Origin of the sequence: Gluconobacter sp. NFX36 (assembly GCF_049887835.1) — a bacterium.
Classification (GTDB): domain Bacteria; phylum Pseudomonadota; class Alphaproteobacteria; order Acetobacterales; family Acetobacteraceae; genus Gluconobacter; species Gluconobacter japonicus_A.
In genome coordinates this window covers 171,750-186,624 of sequence record NZ_JAGEKJ010000005.1, presented here as the reverse complement: position 1 = coordinate 186,624, position 14,875 = coordinate 171,750, and the positions used below count along the sequence as shown (strand labels likewise).

The 14,875-nt window shown below is 55.3% G+C and carries 15 protein-coding genes and 1 tRNA gene; 11 read left to right on the top strand and 5 right to left on the bottom strand.

Features of this window, described 5'->3' with window-relative positions; all coding sequences use genetic code 11:
• The first annotated feature begins 1 nt into the window (after position 1).
• From J4P41_RS07150 to J4P41_RS07120, 7 genes are all read left to right on the top strand, one after another.
• Positions 2 to 2,119: a hypothetical protein gene (locus J4P41_RS07150; protein WP_426066578.1), complete on the top strand. Its 2,118-nt coding sequence runs from the start codon at positions 2 to 4 to the stop codon at positions 2,117 to 2,119.
• A 186-nt stretch (positions 2,120 to 2,305) separates the two neighbouring features.
• Entirely contained in the window at positions 2,306 to 2,662 is a 357-nt protein-coding gene (locus J4P41_RS07145; protein ID WP_211568409.1) for a hypothetical protein, read from the top strand.
• Between the two features lie 4 nt (positions 2,663 to 2,666).
• On the top strand, positions 2,667 to 3,176 hold the full coding sequence (locus J4P41_RS07140; RefSeq protein WP_426066577.1) for a hypothetical protein: 510 nt from the start codon (positions 2,667 to 2,669) through the stop codon (positions 3,174 to 3,176).
• 68 nt (positions 3,177 to 3,244) lie between these two features.
• A complete protein-coding gene (locus tag J4P41_RS07135) occupies positions 3,245 to 3,547 on the top strand; it encodes a hypothetical protein (RefSeq protein ID WP_426066576.1) in 303 nt (100 codons plus the stop codon).
• An 82-nt stretch (positions 3,548 to 3,629) separates the two neighbouring features.
• Positions 3,630 to 4,136 (top strand): hypothetical protein, encoded by a 507-nt coding sequence (locus tag J4P41_RS07130; protein WP_426066575.1) that lies wholly within the window; start codon positions 3,630 to 3,632, stop codon positions 4,134 to 4,136.
• 74 nt (positions 4,137 to 4,210) lie between these two features.
• A complete protein-coding gene (locus tag J4P41_RS07125; protein WP_426066574.1) occupies positions 4,211 to 4,969 on the top strand; it encodes a hypothetical protein in 759 nt (252 codons plus the stop codon).
• Positions 4,966 to 5,556, top strand: coding sequence for a hypothetical protein (locus J4P41_RS07120; RefSeq protein WP_426066573.1), 591 nt, complete (start codon positions 4,966 to 4,968; stop codon positions 5,554 to 5,556). Before J4P41_RS07125 ends, J4P41_RS07120 begins: the two co-directional genes overlap by 4 nt.
• Before the next feature lie 104 nt (positions 5,557 to 5,660).
• On the opposite strand, the gene J4P41_RS07115 is transcribed toward J4P41_RS07120, so the two are convergent.
• Positions 5,661 to 6,584, bottom strand: coding sequence for a LysR family transcriptional regulator (locus J4P41_RS07115; RefSeq protein ID WP_426066572.1), 924 nt, complete (start codon positions 6,582 to 6,584; stop codon positions 5,661 to 5,663).
• Positions 6,585 to 6,682: 98 nt separating this feature from the next.
• Here J4P41_RS07115 and J4P41_RS07110 point away from each other — a divergent pair, with 98 nt between their 5' ends.
• The gene (locus tag J4P41_RS07110) at positions 6,683 to 7,651 is read left to right on the top strand and encodes a carbon-nitrogen hydrolase family protein (protein ID WP_275954922.1); all 969 of its coding nucleotides are present in this window, start codon (positions 6,683 to 6,685) and stop codon (positions 7,649 to 7,651) included.
• Between the two features lie 986 nt (positions 7,652 to 8,637).
• Here the strand turns inward: J4P41_RS07110 and J4P41_RS07105 are convergent.
• Entirely contained in the window at positions 8,638 to 9,294 is a 657-nt protein-coding gene (locus J4P41_RS07105; RefSeq protein ID WP_426066571.1) for a TetR/AcrR family transcriptional regulator, read from the bottom strand.
• A 108-nt stretch (positions 9,295 to 9,402) separates the two neighbouring features.
• On the opposite strand from J4P41_RS07105, the gene J4P41_RS07100 reads away from it, so the two are divergent.
• Positions 9,403 to 9,969 (top strand): hydrolase, encoded by a 567-nt coding sequence (locus J4P41_RS07100; RefSeq protein ID WP_211499611.1) that lies wholly within the window; start codon positions 9,403 to 9,405, stop codon positions 9,967 to 9,969.
• Positions 9,970 to 10,017: 48 nt separating this feature from the next.
• Positions 10,018 to 11,436, top strand: coding sequence for a DHA2 family efflux MFS transporter permease subunit (locus tag J4P41_RS07095; RefSeq protein WP_426066570.1), 1,419 nt, complete (start codon positions 10,018 to 10,020; stop codon positions 11,434 to 11,436).
• Positions 11,437 to 11,561: 125 nt separating this feature from the next.
• Here the strand turns inward: J4P41_RS07095 and J4P41_RS07090 are convergent, their stop codons facing one another.
• The 3 genes from J4P41_RS07090 to J4P41_RS07080 form a co-directional block, all read right to left on the bottom strand.
• Positions 11,562 to 12,821 carry a Y-family DNA polymerase gene (locus J4P41_RS07090; RefSeq protein ID WP_426066569.1) on the bottom strand — a complete coding sequence of 420 codons (1,260 nt, stop codon included), beginning with the start codon at positions 12,819 to 12,821 and terminating at the stop codon, positions 11,562 to 11,564.
• Positions 12,821 to 13,198 (bottom strand): LexA family protein, encoded by a 378-nt coding sequence (locus J4P41_RS07085; RefSeq protein WP_426066568.1) that lies wholly within the window; start codon positions 13,196 to 13,198, stop codon positions 12,821 to 12,823. Before J4P41_RS07085 ends, J4P41_RS07090 begins: the two co-directional genes overlap by 1 nt.
• A 566-nt stretch (positions 13,199 to 13,764) precedes the next feature.
• Positions 13,765 to 13,839, bottom strand: a tRNA-Val gene (locus tag J4P41_RS07080).
• A gap of 77 nt (positions 13,840 to 13,916) precedes the next feature.
• Here J4P41_RS07080 and J4P41_RS07075 point away from each other — a divergent pair.
• On the top strand, positions 13,917 to 14,798 hold the full coding sequence (locus J4P41_RS07075; RefSeq protein ID WP_426066567.1) for an N-formylglutamate amidohydrolase: 882 nt from the start codon (positions 13,917 to 13,919) through the stop codon (positions 14,796 to 14,798).
• The last annotated feature ends 77 nt before the right edge of the window (positions 14,799 to 14,875 follow it).

The window sequence follows — 14,875 nt, the reverse complement described above, 5'->3', positions numbered from 1 at the left end:
GATGAAAAAAATGATTTTTCTAGCGGCTTCGGCCGCTCTCTGTGTGTCCGGTGTTCGGGCCGCTGACGTTGTTCCGAACCACATCCGGCATCCGCTGCATGTGGCAGCCGTGAAGACGCTAGCCCCGAAGTCCGTCGTTCGCATGGGGGCGGCGACTGCTTCCAGCTCCTCCACCTATGCGCCAACGCTGGCTCCAGGCGGCCTATCCAACGCCAACGTAATCGCAGGTTTGTCGTGGTCTGCTCTTTTAGGCGATACTGCCACCTACGCGGATAACTCCGTCCAGCAGGCGGATATCGGGTCTACGGTTGCGCCTCTTGATGCGAGTGGGAACGTAAAAAATCCCGTTGTTAGCAGTGTGTCTAATGCTACGGCGTCGGCGACATTTTCTGGATCGGTAGCACGAGACATAAAATCCGTAATGAGCGACACGAAGGAAGTAAAAAATTACGGAGCAAAACTAGACGATAGTCAAATTTATGCCGATCTTAATATCATAAATTCCCTTTGGGCAACTAACCCGCATTTAGTCAAAATATCCTCCGGGGCGATCTGGCCTCACTCGGGTAATTCAGCAATCGTCCCTTCTGGCAATACTGGAAACATCGTCGTTCAGGCGCAGGGAGAAATCAACCTGTGGCCGTCATACCCTGTGACCGATTATGGAATCGGGTTTCCTGTCCCGTATTTCGGGGATGGCGTGTCTTCTATCCTATATGGAGCTAATGCATCGGTTGCCCTTAGCCGAGTAGACGCCAATGACATCGGCTTTAACGCCAACCTACCGAACGTAGCGTACAACTATGTTGCTGATACCACCAAGGAACCCGGCAACGCTGGCGCTCCCGGTATGCTGAATATCAACATTCACACAGTTGCAGGACGCAACAAGAAAGGAATGGAAAGTGGCGTAAACGATATTTTCGACAGCCTATCTCTCGGCGGATTTGGCGACGATGATGTGCAAGACTGGCACCATATGGGGATTTATGGAACCGACTGGACGTGGAGTAATATCCAAGAAGTAAACCAGTATGTTCCGTTTTATTTTTCGACTGGAGTTGATGGGAACTACAATCAGGCTACTTATATAAACGAAGAAGACTTTGCTACAGGCGGACCGGAAAATAGCAAAAGCAGCTATGATCCGACGCAGTTTAACCGCAAGATGTTTTGGCTGGCCCATGGGTACGGCACAATGGGTTACGGGACCGTCGACGCCTCCGGAAACAAGACCGCGCATATTGCAGATGCGGTCACTTGGAAAGCTTCAACGTCTTACCATCGTTATCAGGAAATCATCGTCGCGGACCAGAGCGGACAACCCTTCACGTTTTACGCGCTTTCCAAATCGTACACGCCCAGCACAGGCTCCCCTGATTCCGATGCATCAGGAGCTACCGCCCCAACATGGAACTTCACAACAGGGTCAACTACAGCCGATGGCGATTTGGTATGGACCTGCTTAGGACCATTTACGGCTGATCTTGGTGAGGTTTTCGGCATTAGTGGCGATAATGCTCCCGGTACTGGGTGGGTCGCTCGGATCGGAACGCTAATGTCTGAAGACACAGATTATATTTATGACGCTCTGTTCGATTTCTCCAAAGCCGCATTTGATCCAAATGTGACGCACGTCTTTACCCGTATGCAGAAAGACATGTTTCTAGACCTAACTGCGGATGGCACTCAGGCGGGGCAAAATAATAGACTGTTTGGATATACATCTGGGGTAGGTCTAGCATACACATTGAGCGGGTCGGCAAATGGGACTGGGACTGAAAGTATACCTTTCTACGTAGCGGATAACGGTATTACAAAAATGTCTGCGTTTTCTGTGGGGTCGGATACCGGATCCATCACTAATGGCCGCGAGATCTTAAGAGCTTTAAATATGGACGGTTCAGTCCCTTCTAGCGAGCTTTCTCTTCGCTACTCCTATCCAGATCTGCATATGTATGTCGATAACAGCGACTTCGGAATGATCGTTCGTCGCGTAGGTGTGCCAGCATCAAGCTCTGCTTCCTGTAATGAGGGGGATATCGCTCAGGACCAGAACTATCTCTACATGTGTGTCGCATCAAACTCGTGGAAGCGTTCAGCGCTGGAAAGCTGGTAAGAACCTCACTGAAGAAACAAAAATGTACGACACTGACGACCATGTTGAGGTCACATATCGCTGCCCCTTCGGCTTGTCGTGTGCGTGGTTCCCGACGCAATACGGAACAGCATTGGCAAACTGACCCCAACGACAATCTGACTGACGCAGCCGCCCTCAGGGGCGGCTTTTTTATTGGAGGGGCCCATGCCCGATGAAGTGCTTGAGGCACCTGAAACGATCTCCACGCTTCAACGTCGCCTCAGAGCTGCTGAAGATACCGCGCTGCGTCTGGAGACCCGGCTCGATGCTGTTGATGCCAAGCATGATGATCTGAGAGCTGAGCTCAAGGCTGAGCTGCTGGACGTCAGGCGGGAGATTAACCTGATGCGGGACCAAATTCTGATCAGTGTGCAGGATCTCGGAAAAAAGCTGGATGACACGCGCTCGCTTCGTAGCTGGCTGATCGGCGTCCTGGCTGCAGGAGGCGGAAGTGTCGGCGCAGGTGCTGCCGTCTCGTTCTGGCACATTCTCAAGACAACCTATCCGCAGTGGCTGGGATGATGTCATGATAATCAATTCGTCTTACGGCCTTGATCCCGGGCAGGTGAAGCAGTTCATCGTCGTCCCGACACTCACGGCCATGGGCAGCCAGTTCGCCAGTCTTTCGGCCATCAATCTTTGCCTGGGAATTGCCATGGCCGAGAGCCGATTGCGCTATAAACGCCAGATCACGAACTCGGGCTTTGGTCCGGCTCGCGGACTTCCCCAGATGGAACCGGCGACCCACGACGACTGCTGGACCAACTGGCTGAATTTCCCGGCTCAGGCGCAGGTCGCAAAAGTTATTCGTGGGCTGATTGGCAACCTGACACCGAATGCCGATCTGATGATCGACAACGATTCCTATGCTTTCGCATTGGAGCGGATCAAGATCTACCGCGACAAAGAGCCGCTTCCCGCATGGAATGATGCAGCAGGCATGAGCCGGTATCACAAGCGCGTTTATAACACGTCGTCCGGGGCTGCTGATGCAGACGCTAACGTCGTGCATTTCAAAGCCGCGATTGCCGCTTGACCCGATTTCCCGCTTGGCGCGTGCGCTCAGCGCTGGCTAAGGCGGATACTCTTCAAGGAAAACAAAACATGGATTTCTCGACGCTTCTCAGCGCCGTGCCGGACAAGTACGCCCTGTACGTGTCCGCCTTCATTATCGTCTGCAAGCTGGTCACGGTGTTCGTGAAGCCGCCTTCGTCTACTTCGAAAGTAGCGTGGCTGTACCAGATTGTCAGCCTGATCGGTCTGAATGTGGGCTGGGCTGCCAATCGCCTGCAGGTCGGCAAAACGGGCGTGATGGTGGCTCGCTCCGATGCGGATGAAGCCAAGGCCGCTCTTGCCCAGGAGAATATTCCACTGGCCTCTCCCAAGCCGACCGATCGCCCTTCCTGACCGAAGGAGGCAGGTCTTTTCCTGTCAGACCGGATTTCTTCCTACCGCCCTTGAGGCGGTTTTTCATATCTGGAGCTTTTCCATGCGCCTTCGTAATCGCTTTGCCGTTCTCGGCCTCTCCGCCATTCTTCTTGGCTCTACTGTTGCCTGCACCACGACTGGCAGCACGACCACGTTCAACACAGCGGCCCTCAATAAAGATGCGAGCGCAATCGCCTATGCCGCGCAGGTCATCGAGACGATGCCGGGCGTGGTCGATCACCTCTCTGCCGAAGACAAAGCCAAGTTCGACAACCTGGTCGCTCAGATCAAGAGCGTGACGGCCTCGATTGAAGCCAGCTCTGACGGCTCCATCACGGTCAATACGGGTAAAGAATGGGCGAAGAGCCTCGGCGCCGACCTCAATACGCTGCTGACAATCGCGTCTCCGATTGTGTCCGTCTACTACCCGTCCGCATCCACCTATCTGAGCACGGTTCAGGCGATGATTCCGCTCGTTGAAACGCTCGCGGGCCTGACGGCTGCACCGTATGCAGCTCCTGCGGATAGCCCAGCCCTGCTGCGGGCCCGCATCTATCAGGGCGTCTGACCATATTCCCGACGTCGGGAAAAAGGGGAGTGGCTTCGGCTGCTCCCCTCTTTTTTTGTTTCTGGAGCAAGTGAATGACGCTCAAACTCGGCAAGGGTGCGGTCAAGCATGACGCCCGCACGTACAAACTCGGCCCCGTCCTGGCGGTCCGTCTGCCGGATGTTCCTGCCAGCAAGGACTGGTCCGCAGGTGTCCCTTATCAGATGTGGGGCAATGACCGGTTCGGATGTTGCGCCTTCGCCGCCTACGCCGCCCTGACGGCAACGTGGACGAAGGCAGCTCAGGCGCTTGTCCTGCTGACAACGACAACGGTTCTGTCAGCCTATGCGGAAGTGACAGGCTTCAATCCACAGACCGGGGCGAACGACAACGGCACAATCCTGCTGGATCAGCTCAATCACTGGCGTATTGCCGGGCTTCCACGTCCGGGACAGCCAGGACGTGACTACCTGACGGCGTTTGGTTCGATTGCTCCGACGGACGTTCAAGGGATCAAGCGGGCTATCGCATATCTCGGCGGCGTTCTCGCGGGCGTTCAGGTGCCTCGCGGGTTCATGAACCTCGGTCTCGGCGAGACGTGGGATCTGGCGAAGCTGTCTGGTGCGGATCTCTCACCTGAAGGTGGCCATGCCATTGCACTGACCGGCTACACAGCTGACGGTGTCTTCTTCAACACATGGGGCACGCGGACGTTCATGCCTTGGGCGACGTTCACGCAGATTGCGGATGAGGCGTACGGGCTTCTGTCTCGCCAGAACTGGCTTGGTATCCGGGGTTTTTCCCCGAATGGCGAAGAATTCGATTCGCTCCTGGCGGAAGTGAGGGCGGCGTGAAGCGCCTCCTCCTCTGCCTTACCCTCTCTGCCTGCTCGGCTGGCACGAACGCACCGACCACGATCAGTGCGGCCATCGCTGGTGTTCAGTCTGACCTGACTAAGGCGGGTGTGGTCAGTGTCTCGGATTTGCAGGGATGGTCAGCAGCACAGATGAGCGCGTTCGATGCCAACGTTCGTGCGCTCCAGTGTGCGCAGAAAGTCGCGGACCCGGTGGTTTCCATGATTGCCGGGCCTGTCACGATGAATCTGACAGGCTCGTTCACCCAGTCCGGTTCGTTCTCCGTGTCTGCGTCGGCTTCCAGTCTGACCCCTGTTTTTGGCTTGCAGGCCGATGCGTCTCGCACCCACGTGCAGACGCTTTCCATGCCGGTTCAGTTCGTGCCGTTGTCTGCGCTGCCGGATGCTGAGATGCAGCGTGAAGTGCAGTACGCAGGGGACCTCATTAAGCAGCGGCCAGACGTGACGGATCGGATTGTCTCAGATCGCGATGCTCTGGCCGCGCATGTCCGGCTGCTCTCATCCGGTTATGATGGAGGCGGCTGTTCTGGTGGTGCGCATCCGTTCGTGGGTATGCGCAGTAAGTAATTCTGGTTCGAAGTTAGTTCTCTGACTTGGACGATCTGGGGGGGAATTCGGAATGTCGGTTATCAGTTTATTGTTGTCCGATATCGGACATTCACGATGCAAGATTAACCCGAATAGATTGCCTCTAAGTCCGGTGAAATCGCCAGGAAGGCATCGCTCATAATCTGACGCATCCAGGGATTATCGACCGTTCGCTGCCAGAGGATCGATACAGAATAGTCTCCCAAATCAATGGGTGCCGCGCAGACAGTAAGGCCTGAAACAGCTGCGAGGCTCTGGGCCGCATGAATTGGTAGTGTGGCAATGGCACGCGCCCCGATCAGGAAGGGAGGAAGGGCAGAGAAATGTGTCAGCGCCGATTGCACCCGTCGTGAGTGACCAAGATTTTTCAAGGCTTGATCTACAATGCCCTCCCGGCCTGAAAACGAGACCAGAAGATGTGGCAGAGACAGATAATCTGTCAGTGTTAGCGGCAGTGTAAGGTCGCAGGAGACTGGATCAAGCAGGCAGGCATAACCGGACCGCCCGATCTCCTGCTGCTGTAATCCGGAGCGCACATTTGGCTGTGCGACAACAGCAAAGTCGATTTCGCCCGCTTCAAAAAGGGCCTCCACGCGGTGTGTGTTAGCCTGCCTGAATGTCACTGTAACACGGGACGCTTCTTTTGCCAGCCGTCTTGCGATTAGTGGCCCAATTGCAATCTGGAAGTCGTCAGACATGCCTATGGAAAAATGTTGTCGGCTGGTTGCGGGATTAAAGGCGGTAACAGTCGAGAATGCGTTCTGGATCAGAGCGACCCCGCCCTGGAGTGGCTCTGCCATGGCAATTGCCCGCAGTGTCGGCTGCATACCCCCACGGGTGCGGACGAACAGGGGGTCATCCGCCGCTCCCCTCAATCGGGCCAGAGAGGCGCTGACGGCTGACTGGCTCAATGACAACCGTTTTGCGGCTCGGGAAACGCTGCGCTCTTCCCAGAGCGCCAGAAAGGTAGTGACCAAATTGAAATCAAGACGTGAGATATCGACCATAGTGATTTTGACTATCAAAACAATCAATTTGCCCGATAATGTGAGAAAGTCCACTCTCCCCGTCATTGCAATTCACCACATCCATGAGAGATCCGGACATGAGCCAGCGTCGCGTCGCCGTTATCCAGGCAGGAACCAGTCTCTTCGACACCCCTCGCACACTGGATCGGATGGAGGCCCATTGCGAAGCCGCAGCAGCACAAGGCGTTGAGCTTGCAGTTTTTCCTGAAGCGTATGTCGGCGGATATCCAAAAGGTCTGAACTTCGGTGCTGTTCTGGGAAGCCGCTCCCCTGAAGGACGTGAGGATTACCTTCGATACTGGAAGTCAGCCATTGACGTTCCGGGAGCAGAAACAGCGCGGATCGGCTCTTTCGCGGCGAAAATGAAGGCCCATCTCGTTGTTGGGGTTATCGAACGTGATGGGGCTACGTTGTATTGTACGGCGCTTTTTTTCGGACCCGATGGGATGCTTTTGGGCAAACATCGCAAGCTGATGCCGACCGGCACCGAGCGACTGGTCTGGGGACAGGGAGACGGTTCGACCATTCCGGTATTCGAAACAGAGATTGGGCGTATCGGGGCTGCGATCTGTTGGGAAAATTACATGCCTGACCTACGTCAAAGCATGTATGCCCGTGGCATCAATCTCTGGTGTGCACCTACAGTAGACGAGCGCGACATCTGGCAGGCGTCCATGAGGCATATCGCTTATGAAGGGCGGACGTTTGTTCTCAGTGCCTGTCAGTATATGACGCGCGCGGATGCGCCGGAAAATTATACCTGCCATCAGGGTAACGACCCAGAAACCGTTCTCATTCGTGGCGGAAGCGTAATCGTCAATCCGCTCGGTGAAATCATCGCAGGTCCGATCTATGATCGTGAAGCCATTATTACGGCGGATATCGATCTGGATGATGTGATCCGGGGGAAATACGATCTGGACGTGGCAGGCCATTACGCCCGTCCTGATATCTTCAGTTTGCAGGTTAACAACGCCTGTCAAAATCCAGTATCGTTCTCTGCGCAAGAGATCGATGCTCCACTTCTGACGATGAAGATCGAATAAAATGACTGCGGCCTCTATCGCCTTGCCGTAACTACTGAAGCCCTCCTTTTAGATGTCACGGCAAAGTCCGTATCTGGGGATGAACTGCTATGGGGAGGGAAGCGGTCCGTCTGCTTTTGGACAAATTTCATTCGAAGAAGACGTTTTGTTGCGATGTTGACACGGCGTCTCGCCCGTAAGAGCATCAGGATTGTCGCAATAGAGCGAGCGGACGCTGAGTAAAATGAAGTTGATCCCGTGCTTGATGACTATTCTAATCCTGCCAAGCAGTGCCGTCTCTCAGACACCCAAGCAGATTTCCTGTAACGCTCGCAGCTGCAATGGAACCTTGTTTGAGGTTTTCGACGCCATACGTACTGAAATGGAGAAACCTGCTCCCCGACTTGCGAATATTTTCTCACCTCCGCTCCAACAGAAGCTTCGGCACGGAGGTGATATAGAGACCAGTATCCGCACACAGGATGCCTATATAATTCGCGGAATCGAAGTACGTCCGTTCACACTTGGGCGGCATGGTATGGTTTATCTTCGCCTGAGTAACCGCGATGAAGGCCGCTGCCTTGAAAGAGACAACGTGGAAAAGTATTATAAATTTACTAATAGAAATATTTTTATAGACGCTGCCGATCCACCGCCCCCGCAAGGCTGGGGGTATAAGAAAAAGTATTCGTCAGCGACTATCTACGTTGGTTTTTCTGACGGGCCGGCCAACTGTGCGAACGGGCTATCTGTTCACTTAGGCGAGTAGTACTCACGTTTGCATCTTTAGATGTAGTGTCCCTCATTCTCTGAGGTAACCTTTGCGGTGAGTTAACCGCCCGGGATTGGCGAATACTAATTGCGCCCAAGAAATTGCGTCGGCTTTGGAGAAGAAAAAGACTACTCATTTACGTCCGACTTGGGGTGAAAGCTGCCACGACATCTCACTTCTTGCGACGGCGCCAAGGCTCTCAGGTCGTGTGTCGAATACCACATCAACCGGAAAATTATGGTTGTGCGTCCGCTGTACTGTCTGAAGCGTGCCGAAACGGCGCCAGCCGATCCGCAAGATAAAGGCGGTGCATCCGCCGCAATTCGTCAGGTGCGCCAGGTGTCGTGGGTGCGTCCTGCGCGAGCATGCTACGCAACACTTTCATAGTGTTTAGAACGACGGCCGCGATGTCTTTCGCCAACGCCTCATCCAGGCCTGGCGCACAGACACGAAGTGCCGCCGCAATCCCGGCTATCGCATGTCCGCGCGCACGTTCGCGGATCTCCATCTTGTCAGTCCGTGCTTCCATCAGCGCGGACAGGGATTTCACACGAGGATGAAGCGTGACAAGCAATTCGATCAAGACGTCCGCCAGAGCGTCTGGGGATAGCGTAGTAGCACGTTTGGCGAGTGCGGTATATTCGTCTTCCAGAACAGCGATGTGCCGTTGCACCAGAGCGTCCGCCACCGCCTCCTTGTTTGGAAAGAAACGATAGAGCGAGCCGACTTTTGCCCCGGCGCTCGCGGCGATCTCCGCCATGGTTGTCGCTTCGTACCCTCGTTCCGCCATGAGGTCGGACGCGGCCTCCAGTAACTCCTCGACGCGCTGACGCCCAGCCGCGCGCATCGGCTGAAGAGACGTCCGTTTACCTCTTGACGAATTTGAGTCCATCCTCAAATAATGCTCCTGCTTGAGTGTCTACTCAACTTCTTAACGTTTCCGCTTGTTCCGGACAACGGTCCGGGATGGCGTTCGAACGTCAACAGGGAAGGTCTTGCCATGATTTCACTCCCCGCCACCAGGACGGCCCTCGTCCTGATCGATCTCCAGAAGGGCATCACGGAGCTACCCCTGGCTCCGACACCGGGTGCTGCGATTGTTGAGCGATCGAAAGAGCTTGCGACACGTTTCCGGGCTGCCGGCGCACCGGTCATTCTGGTAAACGTCGCGTTCGCGCCAGATTTCGCCGATGCCGTTCATGCGGTCGTCGATCGCTCCTTTTCACCGCCTGGCGGCTTCGCACCAGACTGGGCAGAACTGGTCGAGGGGCTTGCCGAACCGACCGATCTGCGTGTCACGAAACGGCAATGGGGTGCCTTCTACGGCACGGATCTCGATCTTCAGTTACGACGACGCGGTATCTCGACCATCGTGCTGGGCGGAATCGCGACCAATCTGGGCGTGGAATCTACCGCCAGGGCGGCTCATGAGCATGGATATAACGTCGTGCTCACCACGGATGTCATGTCCACATTCACCGAAGAGATGCAGCGCTTTGCCTGCGAGGAGATTTTCCCCCGCCTTGGCCGCGTGACGACAAGCGACGCGATCGCACTGGACGCGTAAGCGCATGGTGGATGTCTGCGCGTCTCACGGTTCCCGGCGAGATCGTTCATGAACACCAGAACATCGTTGCCATCCCAGGGTTCGGATCACCTGCCTCCGGGCACCTGGAAAATCGTGAGCGTCGCGGCGGTCGGATCTTTCATGGCGCAACTGGACGCCACGATCGTCAATGTGTCGCTCCCCGATCTTGTCGCGACCCTGCACGCTCCGTTTTCACACATTCAATGGGTGGTTAGCGGTTATCTGCTGGCACTCGCCCTGACGTTGCCGCTGAATGGATGGCTCGTAAGTCGCCTCGGGGGGCGAGCGGTCTATTTATGGTGCTTCGGTGCTTTCACGCTGACATCAGGCCTGTGCGCACTAGCGTGGTCTGCGCCGTCCCTGATCGTATTCCGGCTGCTGCAAGGCATGGCGGGCGGACTGCTCGCCCCTATGGCGCAGATGACGGTAGCTCGTGTGGCGGGCCGACAGATGCCGAGGGTCGCGAGCGTAATGACGGCACCTGTTCTGCTCGCTCCGCTTCTTGGACCCGTCGTCGCCGGTGCCATTCTCTCCATTGCGTCCTGGCGATGGATCTTTCTTCTCAATGTGCCGGTCGGGCTTGCGGCTTTTGCTCTTGCCGTTCTGTTTCTCCCTGACGATCGGCATGACGAGCGCCCCCGTCCACTTGACCTGACAGGGCTAGGATTTCTCGCGCCCGCTCTCGTCTCGTTTCTTTACGGCATGGATCATGTCGCCCGGCTTTATGGACAGGCGACCTTAAGCGCGTCCCTCGTGCTGTTTGTCCTGTATGTCCGATCCGCGCGACGCAAGGGCGATGACGCGCTGATCGACCTGCGCCTGCTGCGGGCGCCTGCCTTTTCGGTGTCGGCGATCATCATGTTTCTGACGAACGGGGTGTCGTTTGCTGGTCAGATGCTTCTACCCGTATGGCTGATTCACGCCTGCGGTGTCTCGCCCGAGCGGACGGGCCTGTTCATGGCCCCCCTGGGTCTGGGGATGATGTGCGTCTATCCGCTCATTGGCCGTCTGAGTGACCGGTTTGACGCCCGCGATCTGACCGGTTGCGGGGCTCTTTTGTCCTTTGTCGGCACACTGATTTTAGTGTTGCTCGCCTATAACGGTCTGAACGTCGTCCTGCTCGCCTTAGCATTGTTGCTGCGTGGCGGAGGTGGGGGCGCCGTCGGTATTCCAGCGATGAGCGCGGGATATGCTTCGATCGCACGCGCAGATATTCCGATGGCAACGACTGCGCTGAACATCATGCAAAGGATTGGAGGACCGACATTGATCACAGCGTGCGCCACATTCCTTGGGTGGCGGCTTGCGATAGCCGTTCCGTCCCATGTCGCATCAGAGGCTTATGCCGAAGCATTTGGATTGCTCGCATTATTCCATGGTGTTCTGCTGTTCGCCACTCGCTTCATCCAGCCTTTACAGAAGAAATGCCAGTTCGGATCGAACTGAACCCGTCGTGCATGGATACTCGCCTGAGAAAATAAAAATTACCCTAGCAAGATTAGCCAGCGTCGTCCGCTATGCGGTCATTCATTTGTGTTTCAGATTGTCCGACATGTAGGCGAAAGCAGTCTTCACCAGCTTCGAGCCCGAACAATCTCATCCAGCCGTGTTGTATATCGTGCAGACAGCAACGACGCCCTTGGTGTCCAGGTGCGACTTAACCCTGTCGATGAAGGGCGTATAACACCACTTCCAAACCGCGAATTGATCGCGTCCATGGCAGCCATTGCTGCATTGGATAGCTCCGGCGCCCGTGATGCAAATAACCCGCCCTGGCCCCCTGCTGGCCGCAGATCAGTCAACACAACCCCGGCTTTGAAATACCGGTATCCCGGCGACCAAACGGCCTGAGCTAGATTGGTTGCATGACGGATCAGGTCTCGGGTGTCCGAAGTCGGTTCAATGTCCGCGCCTACATGTTTGGCGTACCAAGGATCTCCATTGTGCGGGTTAGTCTGCATAAGGATGGAGAGGTGTGCAGCCTCCAGTTGCTCGGCACGCAACTTCTCCGCAGCCCTGGTGGCATAGTGCGCCACAGCTTCACGGATTTCGGGCCATTCCGTGAGTAGCCGACCAAACGTCCGGGTTGATGCAATGCTCTTTCGCGTGGCTGAGATCTCGGACAGGGCCAGGCACGATTGCCCGCGGAGCTCGGCCTGCACGCGGGCTCCGACAACAGTCAGTATGTTGCGGATCGTTTTGGGATCGAGGGCCACGAAATCCGCCACGGTTTCAATGCCCATGGCCCGCAGCTTTTGTGTGGTCTGTTTTCCAATCCCCCAAACCTCATCAATGCTGGTGGCGGCGTACCACTCAGCCCGGATATACGGATCTGTCAGATCACACAGACCCTCCAATCTTGTGTGATCTTTGGCTAGGCCGTTCGCGAGTTTGGCGATCGTTTTGGTCGGGCCCCACCCAACGCAGGTTGGAATTTTAGCCTGCTTCCAGACTGCGTTTTTGATTTCGCGGCATAGTCCGTGAAGATCCCCTGGGAGGCCGGTTAACTCGAGAAACATCTCATCGATCGAATATGGCTCGACAGACGGAACGCGAGACTGAAGAACTTCGTACATGCGCCGCGACATGTCAGCATACAGGGCGTAATTGCTGGAATACCAGACGACCGGCTTTGCCTCGGGACGCTTTCGGGCGAAGTGCCAAGGGTCGCCCATCTTGATACCAAGCGCCTTTGCCTCCCGCGTGCGGGCAATCGCACATCCGTCATTGTTCGAGAGAACAACGATCGGCTTACGCTTCAAACCAGGTTCAAACGCACGTTGGCATGAACAATAGAATGAGTTCCCGTCGATCAGGCCGTAGATGGGCATCAGACGTCCGTGCGGACCAGGCCGGTTGCCACAGCCCAGATTGAGACGTCTGTATCGTCGTCCACTTGCACAGGTTGCTTTGCGCCTGACGGACGTAGCCACCAACCGTCAGACCTCTGCGTCAGCTCGCACACGCGTAACTCATCACCAACACTCGCAACGACGACAACACCTGCTCGCGGAGCCAAGGCAGAATCAACTACCAAAATATCGCCGTGCTTGATCCCCCTTCCCGACAAGGCATCGCCTTCAACGCGCACCGGGTAACGACTTGGCTGGCGCAGATCCAGCACGGCCGCCATCAAGTCGATCGTTCCCTCGATATTGTCTGCTGCTGGGGACGCAAAACCCGTTGTGCGATCGCCTTGATAAGCCATGTTCTCCTCCCGATATAACGGAACAAAAAGGGAACAAAACGGGCCGCGTCAAATGAAATCTGAGAGCGAATAATCTTCTTTGGCGATTTCAGGTAGTTACGATTTCAGCTTTCCGCCGCCGAGAGATCACTGCAACCTGATACCCTCGGCGACTACGCTGCATCGCGTGCAGATACACTGAGGCCACCTGCGGTCATCCCGCAATTAATTATGTCTTTATATTTCTGACGTGTTTGGGAGTGCGAACTATTGAGGATTACTCAATGCTTCGCCTGTCAAGGGATCCTTGACGGCTGAACGTGTAACAAATGCTGATGAGTTGCTGCAGGCAAGACCGCCCCGCTGCTGAAGTGTCAGGGTCCTGCGGCGCCCATGGAGTCCCGTGCAATTGATAAGCGATTCGGCCTGATCTCAATTTCTGCACGGATTTTGCACGGATTTCATCGGTGCAACGCGATTCTACATGGTAGGGATCGGCGATAAATGGCAGCAGAAAGGATCGGATCGGTTCCGAATTCTCTCTCTAAAAACTGCGATTTTATAAGGAAAATTCTGACCGGATCGGGTGGTGGGCGCAACAGGGATTGAACCTGTGACCCCTACCATGTCAAGGTAGTGCTCTACCGCTGAGCTATGCGCCCCCGATCCGGTGAGGCGGTGTTTAGCTGTATCAGTTCGGGGTGACAACCCCCAAAAATGAAAAAAATGCACCGAGGTTATGACGACCCTTCCCCCCTATCCTGCTGTTATCATTAAAAAACCTCAGAAAACTGCCATTCCGATTGTGGTTTCCTCTCCCCATTCTGGAGAAAAATATTTCCCTGATTTTCTTCAGATGACCCGATTGTCTTTACGGGAGCTTCAGCAGACAGAAGACAGGTTCGTTGACAGATTGTTTGATTATACCTCTGAGGTGGGCGGTACGCTGCTGGCGACGGAGTTTCCGCGTGTCTGGTGTGATGTGAACCGGGATTGCCGGGAACTGGATCCAGGAATGTTCCGCCCTGCCCTGTCGAGCGAAGGGCTTGTGCAAAGTGCAAAAGTCCGGGCCGGATTTGGTGTTATCCCGCGGTGTGCTTCCCAAGGGCGGCCGATTTACACTCATTGCCTTCCTGTGGAAGAAATTCATCGGCGGCTGCAACTAGGGTGGATGCCTTACCACGAGAGCCTAAGCAGATTGCTTGGAGAGCTAAAGCAACAGTTTGGCTTCGTGATTTTACTGGAAGCACATTCAATGCCACCTCTCCCCCAGGCTCGTGCGTGTGACATGGTGATCGGAGATGTGCATGGAAAATCCTGTTCCCAGCACCTTACGGAAACCGTGCAGCAATCTCTGTGTCAGCTTGGATATGAGGTTCGGCGGAATGTTCCTTATGCAGGCGGATACATTACAAGTCATTATGGTTGTCCCGCTGAAGGAATACATGCCATCCAGTTGGAGATCTGCCGCTCGCGGTATCTGAACCCTGCGACATTACAACCATCGCGTGGTTTCCAGCAGGTTCAGAGCGATATGGCGGCCCTTCTGGAGACGCTCTCTCACTTTGTGGAAGACCGGTTATCCTCGCACGCTCCTTCCAGAGTGCAGTCAGCCTCGTGATGGCTTTTCTGTGGCATCCGGAAGATTGGCACAGTCACTTAAAATTGCGGTGAGTAGCAACCGGAAGTATGCCCTAA

Bases quoted from the DNA above. Each gene is read 5' to 3' on its own strand.
- J4P41_RS07150 (WP_426066578.1), top strand. From the start codon at position 2: ATGAAAAAAATGATTTTTCTAGCGGCTTCGGCCGCTCTCTGTGTGTCC.
- J4P41_RS07145 (WP_211568409.1), top strand. From the start codon at position 2,306: ATGCCCGATGAAGTGCTTGAGGCACCTGAAACGATCTCCACGCTTCAA.
- J4P41_RS07140 (WP_426066577.1), top strand. From the start codon at position 2,667: ATGATAATCAATTCGTCTTACGGCCTTGATCCCGGGCAGGTGAAGCAG.
- J4P41_RS07135 (WP_426066576.1), top strand. From the start codon at position 3,245: ATGGATTTCTCGACGCTTCTCAGCGCCGTGCCGGACAAGTACGCCCTG.
- J4P41_RS07130 (WP_426066575.1), top strand. From the start codon at position 3,630: ATGCGCCTTCGTAATCGCTTTGCCGTTCTCGGCCTCTCCGCCATTCTT.
- J4P41_RS07125 (WP_426066574.1), top strand. From the start codon at position 4,211: ATGACGCTCAAACTCGGCAAGGGTGCGGTCAAGCATGACGCCCGCACG.
- J4P41_RS07115 (WP_426066572.1), bottom strand. From the start codon at position 6,584: ATGGTCGATATCTCACGTCTTGATTTCAATTTGGTCACTACCTTTCTG.
- J4P41_RS07110 (WP_275954922.1), top strand. From the start codon at position 6,683: ATGAGCCAGCGTCGCGTCGCCGTTATCCAGGCAGGAACCAGTCTCTTC.
- J4P41_RS07105 (WP_426066571.1), bottom strand. From the start codon at position 9,294: ATGGACTCAAATTCGTCAAGAGGTAAACGGACGTCTCTTCAGCCGATG.
- J4P41_RS07100 (WP_211499611.1), top strand. From the start codon at position 9,403: ATGATTTCACTCCCCGCCACCAGGACGGCCCTCGTCCTGATCGATCTC.
- J4P41_RS07095 (WP_426066570.1), top strand. From the start codon at position 10,018: ATGAACACCAGAACATCGTTGCCATCCCAGGGTTCGGATCACCTGCCT.
- J4P41_RS07090 (WP_426066569.1), bottom strand. From the start codon at position 12,821: ATGCCCATCTACGGCCTGATCGACGGGAACTCATTCTATTGTTCATGC.
- J4P41_RS07085 (WP_426066568.1), bottom strand. From the start codon at position 13,198: ATGGCTTATCAAGGCGATCGCACAACGGGTTTTGCGTCCCCAGCAGCA.
- J4P41_RS07075 (WP_426066567.1), top strand. From the start codon at position 13,917: ATGACGACCCTTCCCCCCTATCCTGCTGTTATCATTAAAAAACCTCAG.